General features: G+C 61.7%; 21 protein-coding genes. 7 read left to right on the top strand and 14 right to left on the bottom strand.

The window, feature by feature from the left end; translation table 11 throughout:
* Positions 1–5: 5 nt before the first annotated feature.
* Entirely contained in the window at positions 6–1,481 is a 1,476-nt protein-coding gene (locus V5B44_RS21675; RefSeq protein ID WP_332361127.1) for a hypothetical protein, read from the top strand.
* A 45-nt stretch (positions 1,482–1,526) separates the two neighbouring features.
* Here the strand turns inward: V5B44_RS21675 and V5B44_RS21670 are convergent, their stop codons facing one another.
* Positions 1,527–2,426 carry a LysR family transcriptional regulator gene (locus V5B44_RS21670; RefSeq protein WP_332361126.1) on the bottom strand — a complete coding sequence of 300 codons (900 nt, stop codon included), beginning with the start codon at positions 2,424–2,426 and terminating at the stop codon, positions 1,527–1,529.
* Positions 2,427–2,551: 125 nt separating this feature from the next.
* Here V5B44_RS21670 and V5B44_RS21665 point away from each other — a divergent pair, with 125 nt between their 5' ends.
* Positions 2,552–3,097: a carboxymuconolactone decarboxylase family protein gene (locus V5B44_RS21665; RefSeq protein ID WP_332361125.1), complete on the top strand. Its 546-nt coding sequence runs from the start codon at positions 2,552–2,554 to the stop codon at positions 3,095–3,097.
* Positions 3,098–3,148: 51 nt separating this feature from the next.
* On the top strand, positions 3,149–4,438 hold the full coding sequence (locus V5B44_RS21660) for a pyridoxamine 5'-phosphate oxidase family protein (protein WP_332361124.1): 1,290 nt from the start codon (positions 3,149–3,151) through the stop codon (positions 4,436–4,438).
* Between the two features lie 209 nt (positions 4,439–4,647).
* On the opposite strand, the gene V5B44_RS21655 is transcribed toward V5B44_RS21660, so the two are convergent.
* The 11 genes from V5B44_RS21655 to V5B44_RS21605 form a co-directional block, all read right to left on the bottom strand.
* Positions 4,648–4,926 (bottom strand): MoaD/ThiS family protein, encoded by a 279-nt coding sequence (locus V5B44_RS21655; protein WP_332361123.1) that lies wholly within the window; start codon positions 4,924–4,926, stop codon positions 4,648–4,650.
* A gap of 7 nt (positions 4,927–4,933) precedes the next feature.
* Entirely contained in the window at positions 4,934–6,118 is a 1,185-nt protein-coding gene (locus V5B44_RS21650; RefSeq protein WP_332361187.1) for a WD40/YVTN/BNR-like repeat-containing protein, read from the bottom strand.
* 402 nt (positions 6,119–6,520) lie between these two features.
* Positions 6,521–7,321, bottom strand: coding sequence for a class I SAM-dependent methyltransferase (locus V5B44_RS21645; protein ID WP_332361122.1), 801 nt, complete (start codon positions 7,319–7,321; stop codon positions 6,521–6,523).
* Between the two features lie 65 nt (positions 7,322–7,386).
* Positions 7,387–7,581 (bottom strand): hypothetical protein, encoded by a 195-nt coding sequence (locus V5B44_RS21640; RefSeq protein WP_332361121.1) that lies wholly within the window; start codon positions 7,579–7,581, stop codon positions 7,387–7,389.
* 43 nt (positions 7,582–7,624) lie between these two features.
* On the bottom strand, positions 7,625–9,220 hold the full coding sequence (locus tag V5B44_RS21635) for a hypothetical protein (protein WP_332361120.1): 1,596 nt from the start codon (positions 9,218–9,220) through the stop codon (positions 7,625–7,627).
* Between the two features lie 741 nt (positions 9,221–9,961).
* Complete coding sequence (locus tag V5B44_RS21630) at positions 9,962–10,603, bottom strand: FMN-binding negative transcriptional regulator (RefSeq protein ID WP_332361119.1); 642 nt, start codon at positions 10,601–10,603, stop codon at positions 9,962–9,964.
* A 178-nt stretch (positions 10,604–10,781) separates the two neighbouring features.
* A complete protein-coding gene (locus V5B44_RS21625; protein ID WP_332361118.1) occupies positions 10,782–11,156 on the bottom strand; it encodes a DUF6855 family protein in 375 nt (124 codons plus the stop codon).
* 96 nt (positions 11,157–11,252) lie between these two features.
* Positions 11,253–11,735: a pyridoxamine 5'-phosphate oxidase family protein gene (locus V5B44_RS21620; protein WP_434735507.1), complete on the bottom strand. Its 483-nt coding sequence runs from the start codon at positions 11,733–11,735 to the stop codon at positions 11,253–11,255.
* Between the two features lie 113 nt (positions 11,736–11,848).
* Positions 11,849–12,247, bottom strand: coding sequence for a GFA family protein (locus V5B44_RS21615; protein WP_332361117.1), 399 nt, complete (start codon positions 12,245–12,247; stop codon positions 11,849–11,851).
* 175 nt (positions 12,248–12,422) lie between these two features.
* Positions 12,423–13,052: a LysE family translocator gene (locus V5B44_RS21610; RefSeq protein WP_332361116.1), complete on the bottom strand. Its 630-nt coding sequence runs from the start codon at positions 13,050–13,052 to the stop codon at positions 12,423–12,425.
* 82 nt (positions 13,053–13,134) lie between these two features.
* The gene (locus V5B44_RS21605) at positions 13,135–13,575 is read right to left on the bottom strand and encodes an SMI1/KNR4 family protein (RefSeq protein WP_332361185.1); all 441 of its coding nucleotides are present in this window, start codon (positions 13,573–13,575) and stop codon (positions 13,135–13,137) included.
* Positions 13,576–14,381: 806 nt separating this feature from the next.
* On the opposite strand from V5B44_RS21605, the gene V5B44_RS21600 reads away from it, so the two are divergent.
* Together V5B44_RS21600 and V5B44_RS26880 are read left to right on the top strand one after the other, a co-directional pair.
* The gene (locus V5B44_RS21600; protein WP_434735513.1) at positions 14,382–14,879 is read left to right on the top strand and encodes a hypothetical protein; all 498 of its coding nucleotides are present in this window, start codon (positions 14,382–14,384) and stop codon (positions 14,877–14,879) included.
* On the top strand, positions 14,768–15,082 hold the full coding sequence (locus tag V5B44_RS26880) for a reverse transcriptase domain-containing protein (protein WP_434735511.1): 315 nt from the start codon (positions 14,768–14,770) through the stop codon (positions 15,080–15,082). The genes V5B44_RS21600 and V5B44_RS26880 overlap by 112 nt, the downstream gene beginning before the upstream one ends.
* A gap of 91 nt (positions 15,083–15,173) precedes the next feature.
* On the opposite strand, the gene V5B44_RS21595 is transcribed toward V5B44_RS26880, so the two are convergent.
* Both V5B44_RS21595 and V5B44_RS21590 read right to left on the bottom strand, forming a co-directional pair.
* Positions 15,174–15,488 carry a helix-turn-helix domain-containing protein gene (locus V5B44_RS21595; RefSeq protein WP_332361115.1) on the bottom strand — a complete coding sequence of 105 codons (315 nt, stop codon included), beginning with the start codon at positions 15,486–15,488 and terminating at the stop codon, positions 15,174–15,176.
* A complete protein-coding gene (locus V5B44_RS21590) occupies positions 15,472–15,783 on the bottom strand; it encodes a transcriptional regulator (RefSeq protein WP_332361184.1) in 312 nt (103 codons plus the stop codon). Before V5B44_RS21590 ends, V5B44_RS21595 begins: the two co-directional genes overlap by 17 nt.
* A 598-nt stretch (positions 15,784–16,381) precedes the next feature.
* Between V5B44_RS21590 and V5B44_RS21580 the strand changes: the two genes are divergently transcribed.
* Both V5B44_RS21580 and V5B44_RS21575 read left to right on the top strand, forming a co-directional pair.
* Positions 16,382–16,582: a toxin-antitoxin system, antitoxin component, Xre family protein gene (locus tag V5B44_RS21580; RefSeq protein WP_332361113.1), complete on the top strand. Its 201-nt coding sequence runs from the start codon at positions 16,382–16,384 to the stop codon at positions 16,580–16,582.
* Between the two features lie 130 nt (positions 16,583–16,712).
* Entirely contained in the window at positions 16,713–16,913 is a 201-nt protein-coding gene (locus V5B44_RS21575; protein WP_332361112.1) for a toxin-antitoxin system, toxin component, MazF family protein, read from the top strand.
* The last annotated feature ends 382 nt before the right edge of the window (positions 16,914–17,295 follow it).

The raw sequence follows: 17,295 nt of genomic DNA, 5'->3' as shown, positions 1-17,295 counted from the left end.
GGATCATGAGCTACGCTTCCCGCAAGACCTGGTTCAGTGTCATCGCCATCGTCGTCATCGTGGTCGGCATCGTCGGCGCGATCATCGGCTACCAGCGCGGTTTCCGTGAATATCCGCAGCCCGACTGGGTGACCGCCACGCCGGAAATGCGCTTCAAGTACGGCTCAATCGGCGCCGAGCACGACGCCGGCGTGCCCTACTGGATTTTCTACGTCCTGCCGCGAATCTTTCCCGAAAAGCTGACCCAGGACGGCAAGGTCATTCCCGGCGGCTACGCTGCCCTGGGCGTGCCGTGGGAGCAAGGCCAGGAGTTGCCGGTGGGCTTCACCAAGAAAACCATCGGCTTCCCGCGCGTGGCCAACAACTGCGCGGTCTGCCACACCACCAGCTACCGCGTGTCGTCCGAAGCCAACCCGGTGCTCGTCGTCGGTGGCCCTGCGCACACCACCAACGTCGAGGGCTTCTTCCGCTATCTGATCGACTGCGCCAAGGATCCACGCTTCAACGCCGACATCCTGATGGCTGAAATCAACCGTGTCACCGAGCTCGACCTGATCGACAAGCTGCTCTACCGATTCCTGATCATCCCGATCACCAAGAAGCGCCTGCTCGAGCGCGAAGCACAGTTCGCCTGGATCTACCGCCCGGATTTCCCGGACTGGGGCCGCGGCCGCGACGACGCCATGAACCTCACCAAGTACTTCATGATCCGCGCCCCGATGGACGACACCTTCGGTCCCACCGACATGCCGTCGCTGTGGAATCTCAAGAAATACGTCTGGGAGCGGGGCCATCGCATGAACTACGCCGGCGACAGCCACGACGCCTACTCGGTGATCATGGACTCGGCTCTCGGCCTGCTCGGCGCCGCCCCGGCCAGCAAGGAGGACTTCGTCGGCCAGGTCAAATGGCTGCACGGCTACCTCTCGGAGCTGCCGTCGCCGAAGTATCCCTTCCCCATTGACCCCGCCAGGGCAGACAGCGGCAAGCTGCTGTTCGACGCCAACTGCGCCGCCTGCCATGCCAGCGAGCTGACCGGCCGGCCGCTGCCGCTGGCAGACGTCGGCACCGACCGCGGCCGCCTCGATTCCTGGAACAAGGGCGCCGCGATCAAGGCCAATCAGGTCGTCAAGGAGATGGGCCTGGAACGGCGCGGCCTGGTCGAGGAGGACCTGCAGGGCTATATCGTTCCCTTCCTCGATGGCATCTGGCTCAAGGCACCCTACCTGCACAACGGTTCGGTGCCGACGCTGCGCGACCTGCTCGAACCCGCAACTGCTCGCCCGACGGTGTTCTGGCGTGGCTACGACCTGTACGACCCGATCAAGGTCGGCTTTGTCAGCGACACCCCGGAGGCGCAGCGCATCGGCACCCGGCTCGACACCGGCAGCAAGGGCGGCGGCAACCAGGGACACGAGTTCGGCAGCCAGTTATCGGCGGCCGAGAAGGAGGCCCTGGTGGAGTATCTGAAGACGCTGTGATCGGCTGGCGAGGGGCTGGATCAGCGCGGCGCGCGGTACGCGACTTCACCGCAATGCCGTATGTGCCCTGAGCTTTTCGACGGTCAGATCGACAAAGCTCCGGACTTTGGCTGATCCGTGGCGACCTTCGCGATGAATCACGTGGACCGGCAGCGAAGCCTCTTCAAACTCCGTCAGCACCGTCTGTAGCGTGCCTGCTGCCAGTTCGTTGGCCACCTGATACGACAGCAGCCGTGTCAGGCCAAACCCGCTCTTGGCGGCTTCGAGCGCGCCGTCATTGGTATTCACCAGAATGCGTGGACTGAGCCGGACGCCGATCCTTTCTTTCCCCTTGGCGAACGCCCATTCCGAACCGGCAGACACCGATGTGGCGGCAATGATCGAATGCCGCGCAAGGTCCGCAGGAGATGTGGGGCTGCCGTACTCCTTCAGGTAGGCCGGTGATGCGCAGACGATACGACGCACCTGGCCGACGCGAATTGCTCGCAGCGAAGAATCGGGCAACGGGCCAATGCGGATACCGACATCAAGACCTTCCTCCACCAGGTTGACCACGCGATCGATGAACAGCGCTGACACCGTGGTTTCCTTGTATGTCATCTGGTAGGCCGTGATCACGGGCATTACGTAGATCCTCCCGAACAGCACCGGCGCTGTGACCGCAAGATGTCCGCGCGGCGTGGCATTGACGCCGGCCGCCGCTTCGTCGGCCTCGTCGGCCTCGAGCAGGATGCGCCGCGCGTCCTCCAGGTAGCGGGCGCCGGCATCGGTGGTCCGCACCAGACGCGTGGTGCGTGTGAGCAGCCGCACGCCCAGTCGTTCCTCAAGGACGGCAATGGCCCGGGTCACGGCCGGTGGGGACATGCGCAGCCGCCGCGCCGCGACCGCAAAGCCCTCCTCTTCCGCCACGGCAACAAACACCATCATGAGATGGAATCGATCCACAGATTATTCCTGTCAATGAAACAGTGAATTGCATTCTATAGCTATTCTTCTTTTGCGGGGAATTCCGTAAATTGGCAACCGTCGACACCACGTCGTCACACCCAACCCCAAACAGGAGAAACATCATGGCACGCATCAACATCGTTACCGCCGAATCGGCCAATCCGGAACAGCAGGCCCTTTACGACGCCATCCATGCCCAGCTTGGCATGGTGCCCAACTTCCTCAAGGTCTTTGCCAACTCGCCGGCCGCCCTCAAGGCCTTCCTGGGCCTGCATGGCATCGCAAGCGACGGTTCGCTCGACCCGCAGACGCGCGAACGCATCGCCCTTGCCCTGGCCCAGCAGAACAGTTGCGAGTACTGCCTGTCGGCGCACACGGCGATCGGCCGCAAGGCGGGCCTTGACGGCGCCGAGATCGAAGCCAACCGCTCCGGCACCAGCGGGGATGAAAAGGCGGCAGTCGCCGTCAGGTTTGCCCGCTCCCTGGTTGCCCACATGGGCGAAGTCACCACCGCCGAACTGCTGGAAATGCGCACGGCCGGATACAGCGAATCCGACATTGTCGAAGTCATTACCCACGTCGGTATGAACATCCTGACCAACCTGCTGGGCAAGGCCGGGCGCGTCGACATCGACTTTCCGAAAGTCGAATTGAAGCTTGCCGCCTGATTCCTTAGACCGATCCCGGGGGGATGCCCCCCGGCAGAAAGGAGATTCCTCATGGCCCGTGCCTTTGCCAAGATAGCCTTCACCCCGAACGTTCAAGCGGCGCAAGTGCGGATGGGCAGTCGCGACGCCTACCGCACGGCTGAATTGGGTGATGCCGAAGTGGTCGAACTTGGCCCCTACGAAGTCGAATTCATCGGGGCTCGTGACAGCTTTTACCAGGGCACCGTAGGCCAGAACGGCTGGCCTTACGTCCAGCACCGCGGTGGTCCCACTGGCTTCCTGAAGGTCCTCGGTCCGCAGACGATCGGCTATGCCGATTTTACCGGCAACCGTCAGTACATCTCGGTCGGCAACCTCGACGGAGATGACCGGGTCAGCCTGTTCCTGATGGACTATCCCGGCCAGCGGCGGCTCAAGATCTGGGGCCGGGCACGACTGGTTGACGAAGACAAGGAGCCGGCCCTCGTTGCCAGCGTTGAGTCGCCCGACTATCGGGCGCGTGTCGAACGCGCTGTGATCATTACGGTGGAGGCATTCGACTGGAATTGCCCGAAATACATCACGCCGCGCTTCACCGAGCGGGAAGTCCGTGACCGTGCCAACGACTGGAAGCCGGAAGCCGGACACGTCGAGAGCGCCGCCACAACCGTCGCAGAAATCGGCAGCGGCGCGCTCAAGCTTGTCGTCACCGGCATGTGCCAGATGACACCGCGCGTGCGAGCCTATCAACTGCGGGCACTCGACTGGAGCGACCTGCCGCCCGTCACCGCGGGCGCGCATCTCGCCGTGCCGGTGCGGCTGGCTGACGGCTCGCAAGTCACCCGACAGTATTCGCTGGCCTCGCATCCGCAGCGGCGAGACATGTACGAGATTGCCGTCCTGCGCGAGGAAGCCGGACGCGGCGGGTCTGCTGCCATCCACGCCACATGGCATATCGGGACCCGGCTCGCACTGGAGCCGCCGGTCAATCACTTCCCGCTCCATGATGATGATCGTCACGCCGTGCTGGTCGCCGGCGGCATAGGGATCACGCCTATCAGGGCCATGGCCCAGGCCCTCAAGGCGCGGGGCAGTTCATTCGAATTCCACTACAGCGGCAGGACTGCCGCCGACATGGCCTACCGGGACCAGCTGGCGATCGAGTTTCCCGGGCGGTTGCACCTGTATTTCACGCGTACGCCGGGCGGAACCCGCCTTGATCTTCACGCGACATTGGCGTCGGCCCCGCCACGCGCGCTGTTTTACGTCTGTGGTCCTGGTCGCTTGATCGAGGCTGCCCGAGCGGCGGCAAGCCAACTCGGAATCCCGGCCAGTCGCGTACAGTACGAGAGTTTCGAATAGAAATGACGGCAAATCAGAGGCGCCAGCATCTGGACTTGCGATTCAGCCTGTCGGTTTTCGTCGAGCTGGCGGTCAGGCTCTTGGGGTGCTTGCTCCATGATGCCGCTCTTTTTTGGGGCTATCGAAACAAACCGAGCTTGGCTCCTGTTGGCCTGGTTTTCGCCTACGCAGTGGCCGCGAGGGAAACAGGGTAGGTCCCAAATCACTTCCTAGCCTCCGCTCAAGGCCTGGAAAATGTAAACCGTCCCGCTTTCGGGGACACGATCCGAGAGCGTCTTTCGGTCAATCACGATCGTGTCATCGATGCAGAGCGTCACATGCCGACGCAACGCCCCATGTTCGTCGAGCACGTAATCGGCAAAGCCCGGGGCCATCTCGTTGACGGCGCGCAAAACGTCTGCGATCGACCCGGCGGGCACCGTAATCGTCCGGTTCGCCAGTTGCGGGAAGAACCGGTAGAGATGTTGCGTCATCTGAACAACAGGCACGGGGCGTTCAGCCGAATCGTACTGAATACACCGGTGGCAGATTGTTGCCGAGGCATTGCCAGGATTCGCCACGGTCTTCCGACACATAGACATTCCCCGTCGAGCTACCAAAGCATAAACGATCGCCCGCCACATCGAGGCCATGCCGCAAGACAATGTCGTAGGCATTCGCCTGCGGCAGACCTTGTCGAAGAGCTTGCCATGACTGCCCGCCATCGGTCGTCCGGGCAACGAACAGGCCGCCATCGATCGCCATACGTTCCGAATCCGCGCGTGCCGGCACGACCCACGCCGTACGCCCGTCATTCGCATCCGCTGCGATGGGAAAACCGAAATGCACACCCGCAGCGGGCATGCTGACTTTCTTCCAGCTGCGGGCCGCGTCGTCACTGTAGAAAACACCGCAGTGGTTTTGCTGCCAGAGATGATCCGGCTGCCCGGGGCATCCGGTCACGAAGTGCGGGTCGTGGCCCCAGTCGGCTGCCGCGTTCGGAAGATAGTCCATCAACATGCCGCGATTACGAGCCGCCCAGGTTCGTCCGCCATCGGTGGTCTCGATGACACCGGCGGTCGATACCGCGACATGGACATGATCCGCATCGCGCGGATCGACCAGGATGGAATGAATGCCGGGTTCGAACACGCCGTAATCGATGCTCGCGGGCGTGCCATGCCAGCGGTTTTCAGTCGTCGCATCGCCGGCGAATAAATCGCCTCCGCGACTCTCGTGGTTCCAAAGCGGTTGGTTGAGTTCCCAGCTATCGCCGCCATCGTCACTGACGAACAACCCACCAGGGATCGTACCGGCATACAGCCTGCCCGGCTGGCTGGCAGGGCCAAAGGCAATGGCCCAGATCTTGTAGATGCTCGCATCGGCATACTCGGGCCGGGCGGACGGTGCGGCCGGATCGAAATCCGGGGTAGGCAGGTACTTGACGATGTAGCGTGCGCCCGCGGGATACTTGATCGCCGTCACATCCTCCCAGGCTGCGCCGCCGTCACGCGAACGTGCCAGCTTGGGCCCCCAGTGGCCATGATCCAGACTAGCCCACAGCGTGCCATCACGCGGATCGCGCGCCGCGTAACAAACGGGAATCCCCGCATGCGCAATGGGGCGCGGACGCCAGCTGGAATGGATCCGGTCGAAGATGATGGTGCCCTTGCGCGTACCCAACAGAATCATGTCAGACATTGAATTCCCCCATTCACGTACGTCGGCTCGGTCACTCACTACGCACATTAGGGCCAGCATCAAAGGCTGCCCGCCAGCAAGGCCAGAGCCTTGGGGGGACGTCGCCTGGAAGCGTGGATTGAACATCACCGAGCTCGCCTGCGATTGTTCCTGGCGTTGTGCGCCAGCTCACAGAGGCCAAGTTATTCCATAAGCGGCAAAATGTAGACGCCAGAGGGCCCGCGCAGTTCCTCCTTCAACCCGTACCAGAGTCGCCAAAAGGATTTGCCGGTGATCGGCGGCCGAGAAGGAGGCTCTGGTGGAGTATCTCAAGACGTTGTGATGGGCAGGCGAGAGGCTGGATCAGCGTAGCAGCCCTTGCTGCGGGTGGAGTTTCGGGCGTACCGGACGCCGCGCGCTGACTCATTTCGCCCGGAAGACCCCTCTGATCAGGCGGATCTGGCCCTCCTGAAGGCTGCGCCTCGCGTTGCCTGCCTTTTGCGCGAGATTGTCGACGTACACCCCCAAAGTCAGCGGGTTCGGCGCAGTGTCTGCGGCAGCCATGTTCAAGTGGGCTTGGCTGGTATCCTCGAACAGTTCAGCGATAAACCCGAGCTCGCCGAGCAGCCAGCGCATCTCTTCGGCCGAGACCAGGAAGCTGTCGGCCGGGTCGGTGGCCCACGGAAGCGGAAAATAGGACGTCGCCGCTTCGCCAGCGGCCATCTCCTGGAAGGCGTACCGGCCGCCAGGCTTGAGGACGCGGCGGATCTCCCCGTAGAGCTTCTGCTTGTCCGCGATGTTCATGCCGACATTCTGCATCCAGACGACATCAAACGAGTCGTCTGGAAAAGGCAGGCCGAGAGCGTTGCCTTGGTGCACTTTGATTCGCTCGTCAAGGCCCGTCAGCCGATTCAGCAGTACCGCAGCGGCGCAGAAATCGGGCGACATTTCGAGACAATCGACGCGACAGCCGAGCACGGAAGCGAGTAGCCGGGCGGGACCGGCCAGTCCGGCGCCAATATCGAGCACGCGATCTTCGGCCCGAATCTGCGCCAGCGCCAGCAGCTCGCGGGAAGCGCGGACTCCGCCGGTGTGGAAATGGTCAAGCGCCCCCAGTTCCCTGGGCAGCAGCCGTTGCTCGGGATTCAATCCGGCTGCGCGGACGGCCGCCAGGATTCGCGCCTCGATATCACCGGCAGAATAATGTGCTTCCAGACCAGCCACAAACCGCCCTCCTGAAGTTCCGACGCATTCGGCACGCGCCGATTGCCTGCCACCGGGGCAAGGTTTCAATTGACCGGCGCTGCGGCTTCATCGTGCAGCATCCGCACCGCGCTGGCCAGCACCGGCGAGAGAGCACCACCTTGAGGCAGGGCGGGAGTCGTCGGGTGCAACTTACCCGCGGTGCGCACGCCCGCCTTCAGGAAGCGATTGATCAGGCGCCACCGGTTGGCATCCGGGCAATGCGCTCTCGGCCGCGCCATGCGTCGGTCCTGGTGCACCTGGTTGAACAATGCCTTTCTGCTTTCAACGCCGGTCGAAGGCCATCCAGCGATACTGGCGCGCCTGCCGAATGCCGCCGAGCACCTCCTGGAAGTCACCTGCGAAAGCCAAGCCATCAGTGCGGCGGCCGGTCCATTCCTGCACGTAGTTGGGATCCGGAGAGCGGCGCGTCAGGTACAACCGTTGGGCACTTTGCTCCCAGCGTCCGGTCACTGCTTCACCGTACATCTCACCCGCGATGGCGCCATTGCCATCGATGTGGTGCAGGCGCAATTCCGTGAGCCAGCCGTTGCCGTCGACCAGCAAGCGTGGTGCGGCACGCCAAGCATAGGCGGTCGGCTCGGTCACGCCGTTGCGAACCTCCTGGAAGTGCCCTGAAAGTGTGCCCGTCAAAGTGCGTGTCGAAGGGTCCATCTCGAGGGTACCGGTATAGATCTGCTCGTAGCCAGGGCCAAGAAAACGTGTCAAGCGAATGGCGCGCGTACTTGGATTCCACTCACCTTCCATGCGTTGACCATAAAGGGTCCCGTTGAACCGGCTTCCGAATGCCCGCTCAATCCGCAGCAGGCCCAACCAGTTATTTGCCACGATGATATTGCTCGTGCCTTCGGCCAGCGGGTTGGGAACCGGAAAGTCGATCCAGGGCGGGACCTGATCGGCAGGCGGAGGTTGCCGCTGGTGATACTGGTGGGAAAAGAACGTGTAGATCCTTCCATCGCCGCCTGGAGGCACACTATAGGAGAAGATCGGCGGGGTCACGCCCGTGTCGAAGCTCAGCGTGATGTCATCGCGCCCAGGGTGGTTCGGGTCGTAGATTCGCAAACGTACGCGGCGCCCGTTTCTCTCGAAGCCGTACACCAGGACCTGGTGATTGTTGCCCACTTGCAAAGGATCGTCGGTGTTCACCTGCACGAGGCCGATCGGCGACGGCGCACCATTCCTGATATTGGTTTCGATGCTGTGCAGCGCGGTGAAATACGCTGTTCGTGCCCGCTCGCCAGCGCCGCACCCCGGGCTCATCAAACGGAGGTACTCCGTCCATCCGAGGCCGTCGAAACTGTCGTACAGACGGCTGACCAAGTAGTCGTAGAGCACTCCCGAGACCGGCCCCGCCTTGTGCGACGGGATCGGCATGCCCGCGTGGAAATAGTCACGCACCGCGTACACCATTCCGCCGCACAGCCCGTTCGCCGCATCGCCGATTGCCATGTCCACATTGCCAACGCGAACGCTTACGTGCGCCGTGTTGACGGGAAAACTATTGGTGAACCTGAAGCCGTGGGTGCTCGGCAGAAAGCCTGGCACGTCGGCGCGCTCCTGGGTCGTCAAGCGCAACTCGGCTCCACCCAGGTACTCGAGCAGGTCGCTGGAGCGATAAAGTTCGCCAACGATTCCCGGTGGGCCCGCGGGCACGAGAATGCGACTTGGTGGAATCAATGAAAGGGGTGGCCGATCACGAATCTCCAGCTGAAACTGCGAAGCGCTGTAACCGATTCCGGCCTGGCCACCAGGCGCGAGCATTCCTTCATAAGCGGGGGCAATACCCGACGCGCGAGTCCGATCTACTGGCGTAAAGATACGCCAGTAGATCGACATCGAACTGCGATTGATTAAGGGCACGTGCTTTCTCCTTGAACGGATCTGATGCTTCAACCCAGAAAAGAACGCAAACCGTCCAGGAGTTCCGTCCCCTGGGGGCGTGTCGACGTCACTTCATGATGAAGCCATGATAACCACTAGCTGAAGGCAAGGGCAAGGGCAAGGCCGCGAGGTCTTGTATGAAGGGGGAATGCGGGGGGTGCAGGCGCAGGCGTCTGCCCGCTTGAAGGATGCGAGCCCTGCGAGCGGCTAGCCATTTCGAAGCCAGACGGGGGAGAGCGGCTGCTGGGCATGCCGATTCTTCTGGACCGGGTCACCAAGCAAGTCATCGCCCAGGTGCTTGCGCCGATCTTCGAGCCGACCTTCTCGGCATCGAGCGTGGGATTCCGACCCAGCCGCATACCAGGGGATTCGGCCGCTACAGACCGGCGTCAAGGCAGGCTATCGCATTGCGCTGGACCTGGACCGCAGGTTCCTGGATCCGGTTCCCACAAAAGGATGCCGCCATCGGCCATGAGGCTCCGATACAGCCTGCCTCTGTTGCAAGCGTACCACTTCCATTCCCCATAAGCGGGGCCGGCGACTACAAGCGCCAGCGTCAGGCCCAGCAGGCCCACACCTTCCACTGTGTGGCCCGGTGCAGGTAACAGGGCGCCTTAAGCGCCTGCAGCGAGAGTGGTAGGCCGGGGGACTTGGGGGTGGATACGAAGGTTCAGAACTCGGGCAGGCCTTGCGTCCAAAGTCGACGCTCAGCGGGCGCCATCAGCTTCCATTGCCTGACGCAGCCAGCATCGCCGCGGATGTGGGGTGTTCGCCGCGCTGGCGCAACTCCTCAGCGGCGTTGATGCGATCTCGCTCCTCGCGGTTCTGGCTAAGCTTCCACTTCCCGACCAGCTGGGTGATCTCGATCTCGATGCCCACAATGGCTGACAGCATCTGATCGATATACTCCCGTGACGAATCGGTCATCTTCCAGGGCTTATCGGAGCCGGTGCGCGCCTCATTCACCCGCGTGAGGCGGGCCACGACACCGCGCACGAACCTTTCGTCATCGCGAATCCTGATCCTTCCGTGAACGTGCACCGCCTGGTAGTTCCAGGTTGGCACTTGCCGGTGAAACTCGTGCTTGCTCGGATACCAGTTGGGCGAGATATAGGCATTGGCAGCACGAAAGATCACGAGCGCTTCGTCGCCATCCGTCGCCTCCTGCCACAAGGGATTGGCCCGCGCGACATGAGCGAGCAGATGTCCGCGCTCGCCGTCATCCGGTCTCAACGCGAAAGGCAGATGATTGGCATCGAGGCCGCGTGGCCCATTGACTACGAGCACCCCGAGCGGGTACTCGCGGATCACGCGGTGAAGCTCTTCCGCCCGCGTTTCTTCAAAATGCTGCGGTAGGTACATACCGTTCCGTTCAGAAGCTCATGAAGGCCAGAGTGTAATCAACCTTGAACGCGGAGAGAATGCTGCCCTGCGCGAGATCGATGGCAAGCCGGCTGGGGCGAGTACGGGTTGCGGGTCGTGATAGATACCTCGCCAGCGCGACGGACGGCCTCTTCGTGAGGTTCGCCCGGCAGCGGTTTCAGTGAGCGGCGCAGGGATGACTGTCGCCCGTTGCCAGAAAATAGACTTCGAAGCGGCCGCGCAAGCCCTTCTTCAGGCCATACCAGCCACCGACCGGGTTCGCTTCAGAACGCCCCCAGGCCTCGACGGTTCCTTCTTTGGCTGGCTTCTGCTCATCGGCTCCGCCAAGTTCCACCCAGTCGCCTGCCTTCGTGAGCATGGCGTGCAGGTCGTCCATGCACCGCGCATCGTAGTGCAGCACTGTATTGCCCACCGTACAGACGAGGATCTTGCTGCCGTCCTTGTCGTCGGTATGCATCGTGTACTCGGAAGTACCCGGAGCCGTCTTCAGCTTCCACGGATCGTTTTTGGAGCGACCTGGCAGCTTGGCCATGGCATTCCCTTTCAGGTGGTAGAGGTACGGTAATTGCCGTGACGCCGAACGATTAGGCGAATTCCAGGAATTGCTGCGTCCCTCTGGCGCGGGATGTTAGACATTGCCGCCCACTTCCCTAACTCCATAGGTGCGAAGTGCTGCCTGAACCTGTGATGCTTCCGTTGTCTCCGAAGGGTAAAGCCGGTAACTGGGTGCAATGATCGGTTCAACTGCTGTCGCTCGCACCACGAAAACACTGTGAATTGGGAAGCGGTCGCCTGCCATCATGCGCAGCGGTTCTACCCAGCGGAAATACTCGGCTGCTTCTGGCGTTACGTCACTCGCTACGCCGAAAACCTTGAATCCCTTTTGGGCGAACACATCGATAAAGCTCAGGCATACCTTTGCGTTGATATGGATATTCTTCGCCGATCCCGGAGACGCGATGTTGGCTACGACGATGTGTTTGTCATCCGCAACTGCAAAAACCTCCTTCGGAGAAACATTGGGTTGGCCGCTTTCGTCAGCGGTTGCCAGCCAGCAGAGGACGCTTCGCTCTGCCATCGCCTTATGGCTGGAATTGAGAATGACTTCCACGAGGGCTCCTGCGATGTCTAACGTAAAGGGGACCGGCGCTGCGGGGCTCTATCGCGTAGCGTCCAGAGAGCGAAGCGACGGGGTCGACCGACGGGCTGGGCGTCACCTTCGGCCTACACTGGAAATCTCTCGAACTCAGGAAGTTCATGAATATGCTTCATCCAGTTGAGTCGTTCGGCCGTCTGTATTTGCACTGTTGGTGGTAGTGCTTCAGGATCATCAAGCGTTGAGGACTGTACGTCGACAATTCCAGGGAGTACTCCTGGATTCCGGTAGAACAACCCGCTCCCGCAGTCTGCGCAGAAACTCCTCAGAGCAGTACCTGACGAGTTAATCGTCTTCGGCTGCCCTTTCATCAAGGTCAAGGCAGTTTCGGGAAACATCGCCCAAGCCACCATGGGCGCGCCTGCGCTTCGTCGGCAGTCGCTGCAGTGGCACAAGGCAACGACCTTTGGTTCACCCGAGAGCTGATAGCGAATGGCGCCACATAAGCACTGTCCAGAGTAAGTCATAACTGAAACTCCTTGGTGTTCCAGGAATAACCACCAAGCGCCAACGAGATTCGATAAATCATGAACTCATTTCAGCCTCAAGTGGCGAGATTTTTGTGGAGCCCAACGCTCCGCATAACCGGATGGCAATGGAGCGGAGCGGAATTGCCAGTCCGAGTTGATGCGGTTGTTGGCGTCACTGCGGCTGGCGCTTGGCGAGCAGTGCCCACGCGCCAGCCGCGCATATGAGAGAGCCACCGAGAAGATTGAATCTACGCTGGGCTCGGGGGGACTCAAGCATGCGACGAGCGGCGCTCGCGAACGTGGCATAGAGCGTGGCGTTGATGGCCGCGAGAACGACGAACGTCGTGCCAAGTACCCAAAGCTGCGGTGCCGCGGGCGCGGTTGGATTGAGGAACTGCGGCAGGAACGCGATGAAGAAGACGATGCCCTTGGGGTTGAGCGCGGTAACCGCATACGTGTTCAGAAACAGGCGCAGCAAGGACTCTGGAGCAGGAGGGGCCACGGCTGCTTGACCCGAGGTTCCTGCGCGAAGCATCTTGAACCCGAGATACAGGAGGTAGAGCCCACCAGCCCACTTGACGACGTTGAACCAGAGTGCTGAAGCGGCAAGGAGCGCGCCAAGACCGACCAAGGAGAGGAAGAGAGCAGTTGAGTCGCCAAGGGCGACACCTGCGATGAGCGGCAATGTGGCCCTCTTGCCATGCGAGGCTGAGTAGCTGATCACGGTGAGGATCGTAGGTCCGGGGATCGCAAGCAGAACCATCGCGGCGGCGATAAACGCTAGCCAGAGATCGAGGTGCAAGGGTGTCTCCTGTGACGCCTAAAGTGCTAGCTCTGAGGCGCGAAGCCGGCTTGCCGGCGTAGCGTCCCTCTGGAGCGGGATGTTAGACCTCGCCCGCATAGACGCCGCCATCTACAAGCCCCTCAATGAACGACTGAAAGTTCTCGGCCAGTAGCGTGACGCACGGCGTTTCGCATTCGGTCTCCACGTGAACAACGCGGGGCTCGCCTTGATTTCCCGAAACGCTGTAGTCGAGCATTACAACATCATGACCCGCAGACGGACACTCTCCGACGACCACGCCTATGTTTGGATAGCCCCACTGTTCGATCATCGCGGCACTGCCCAACGTGGGAGAGTCAATTCCCCATTCGCCCCCGATGCCTCGAATGCCGACGACGGCAATGTGGTCCTTGGCCCATGACGTTGCAGAGGAAGTTGGAAAGCAGTCTCGCCGAGGCTCACCGCCGTTCTGAGACTTCAAGAGCCGGAGGTAAGCCTCCGGCAACCTGTAGCCAAGGCCACGTTCTGCCGCGCGAATCATCCCCTCCGTGAGAAGGGGCCCTGTGAAGTATCTCGATTCGGCCCAGAAAGCGTCCATGTCCTAGCTCGCGGGGTCTAACGTTTGAATTCACCGGCGATGCGCGGCTTTATCGCGCAGCGTCCGGTGGAATGATGGGTGTGCGCCCAGCATGGGCGCGATGTGATGGGGTGGAAGTCCCCTGTGGGAGTACCGACGTGACTTCATGATGAAGCCATGATAACCACTAGCCGAAGGCAAGGGCAAGGCCGCGAGGACTTGTCTGAAGGGTGAAAGCGGGGTTTGCAGGCGCACGCGCCTGCCCGCTTGAACGACGCGAGCGCTGTGAGCGGCTGTCAGCCGGAGCGCAAACGTGCGCGGCGACGGACAGGAACTGCATAGAAGACCGAGGGAGCCGAGGCGAGCTGGCACATGACAGCGAAGCCCACCGGTACGGCGCCTAAGGTAAATGCAGCGCTGGTGAGCGGAAACATCTCGTTCTTACCTGGGGAGACCTGATCGGTGAGCGATGTCTCGACGTTTCGCAGGAGCAGTGCGGACCGCTGCTATGGAAGAAGGTCCTGGCGTTGCGGCAAGCTGCCGGCCGCAGACGAGCGAACAGGGCAGCGAGCGAAGCGAAGAGGCCTGGCGCGGCGGCGAGCAATCGTCGTCGTCAGCGGTCAGGAGTCAGCAGAAGCCCTAGTAGGTGGCCGGGAGTCGGGCGGCTGCAGGGCCGAACAACGAAACACAAGGAACAGACGTGACGACCTCGACGGCATTGATGACCCCGACCGGGGGGAGATGGCGCGGCGGCTGGCGCGACCCGAGCCTTGAACCAAGACGAAGTGACCAACGTAACACCCGATCTACTCGACGCCGTACTGGCCCGCGACAACCTGTGGCGGGCGTGGAAGTGGGTGAAGGCCAACCGGGGAGCGCCAGGAATCGATGGCGTTCGCCTTGAGGACTTTCCCGCCTACGCCCGGAACCACTGGCTGGACGTGCGCGAGCAGATCGAACAAGGGCGATACGCCCCGCAGCCGGTGCGTCGGGTAGCCATCCCGAAGCCGGACGGGGGCGAACGGCTGCTGGGCATCCCGACCATCCTGGACCGGGTCATCCAGCAAGCCATCGCGCACGTCCTGACACCGATCTTCGAGCCGACCTTCTCGGCATCGAGCCCCAGGGCGGTCCGCTTTCGCCACTTTTGGCAAACATTCTGCTGGACCAGTTCGACAAGGAACTCGAAAGGCGGGGCCATCGCTTTGCCCGCTATGCGGACGATAGGGTCATTCTGGTCAAAAGCCAGCGGGCCGGGGAGCGCGTGATGCAGAATCTCACGCGTTACCTGGAGACCCGCCTCAAACTCAAGGTCAATCCTGCCAAGACCAAGGTGGCGCCGATGAGTGATTGCCGTTTCCTCGGATTCACCCTGCGCGACACGAAGACCCGCTGGAGCGACAAGGTGCTGTGGTGCAAGGCCCAGGGCTACTCGGCTCAAGTCACTTCGTCGAGCGCGCCAACTCGTTGAACCGCCCACTGCGGACCCGCACGGTGGGTGGTGTGGGGGCCGAAGGAGAGAAACCTCCGGCTACCCGATTGGGCCCCGCTCCGACCGGACGCTATTTTGCCGCAACGGCCAACACTGCTTGCGGATTCGTGCTCGCGATGGCCAGTAATGTACGAGCGGCACCGCTCGGCTGCTTGCGCCCTTGCTCCCATCCTTGCAAGGTGCGAACAGAAACACCCAGCAGTGCCGCAAACTGTGACTGTGACAGGCCGGTTTTCTTACGCGCCTCAATGACCGGCGACGTGACGACGGAAACTTGACCGGCTTTCATCTCGCGCACCGACTGCAAAAGCTCTTCCGCAAGGTCGCGCGTTGCTTCGTAGGCTTCAAGTTCAGCCTTGGTAAGGGGTTTATTCTTCAAGGGCACGGCGGATCTCCTTCAACTTGGGGCCGGTGAGGTTGTCGGTCTTCGCTTTCGCATACAAAGTGAGTAAGACCACCTCACCTTCAGTGAGGCGAGTGAAGTAAATCACCCGCACACCACCCGACTTGCCCGAGCCTGCTTGCCGCGAACGCACTTTGCGAATTCCGCCGGATTCGGGCACGACATCTCCAGCGGCTGGGTTCTCTGCGATGTACGCAGCAAACTCGCCGCGCTCCTCTTCGCTCCAATAGTGACGCCTTTGGCGTTCAAACAGTAGCGTTTCGACGACGCTGAGGATTTGTGGACTATACGCCTAAAGAGCATAGCCATACTTACTTATCAACAGGCCCAACGACTGATTTAACCGGCTGGCGCGGTTATATCGCGCAAGTCCAGGTTGAATGAAAAGTTGGGCCCTTAATCGACCCTGGCCCCTTTTGCCTCCCCTGCTGATGGTCCGGGCTTCGGCTTGGCCGGAGGCTTCGACCCGTCTGGTCTCGAGGTTGCGACTGAGTTCGTAGGTGTAGGTCGTGAGCCTGCCGTTGAAGTCGGTGCGGCTGGCGAGGTTGCCGTTGTCGTCGTAGGTTTGCGTAATTCTCTCGCCAGTGGGTGTGGTGAGTTCGCTATTCCACGGTCCCCTGGACATCCTTCCGGACGCCAGTCTCCCGGTTTGCTAAAAACCAAGAAACAGCGTAAGAACTAACCCGTCCGAAACCGCAAGAACGCCCACTTCTACTGGCCGCATTAGGCCGCGATTTGAGAGCGCCGAAGCTACAGCAACAGGTGGAGCGTCTTGCCCGCCTGCCCAAGGCGCAGCAGCGCGTGGTGATGCAGATGCTCGACGGCGTGCTCGCCCAGGTCGGCAGCCGCTGAACCCAACCGACAGGAGCAGAACGATGAGCGCTACCGAACAGGTGTTGATCGAGAAGATCAGGCAGTTGCCGCCGCAGCGACTGGCGGAGGTCGAGGACTTCGTCGATTTCCTGCGCACGCGCGAGGATGACCAACGCCTCACGCAGGCCGCCGCCCGTGCCAGCGAGGCGAGTTTTTCGGCGGTGTGGAACAACGACGAAGACGCCGCGTACGATCGGCTGTGACGATGGCGCACTCCTTCGGCGATGTGGTGTTGGTGCCGTTTCCGTTCACCGACCAGTCGGGGGCGAAGAAGCGGCCCGCGGTCATCGTGTCCAGAAGCGGCTATCACGCCGGCCGGCGCGATCTCACATCATGGCGATCACCAGCCAAGTGCGCCAGCCGCTGGGCTTCGGCGAGGCGCTCGTCGCCGACTGGCAGGTGGCCGGACTGATCAAGCCTTCGGTACTGAAACCCGTGTTCACAACCATCGATCAGGGGCTCGTCGTGCGCACCATGGGCGCGCTGTCCGCCAACGATCTGCGCTCTTTGCGAGAGGTCATCGGCAGGTTATAGGCTGAGCCAAACGCACGAAGGGCCGCAGCAAGCGGCCCTTCTCAATTCAGCGGCTACCCGCGCAGCGGGTGGGGGTGGCTTTTTACTTCTACTACTGACGATTAACATCCTGAATGGTGTCTTGGAGGGGGCGTCTCTCCGTACCATCTTGAAACGCGACTTCGTCCAGCGACAACCGGGCGGTGGGATGCTTGGCGATCCGTTTCCTGGACAGGGTGCTTTTACCCGCTCCAGCGTTTCCAAGTAGGATGATTTTCATGATGCTACTGGCTCTTCGGTATAGCGTTCGCGTGGAGCCGCTTGCCGAAGGCAAGGCGGCTCGAACGCCGCGTGTGCGCCCAGCATGGGCGCGATGTGATGGGGTGGAAGTCCTCTGTGGGAG

Source organism: Candidatus Accumulibacter necessarius, assembly GCF_036625085.1.
This window is presented reverse-complemented; position numbering and strand designations above follow the sequence as displayed.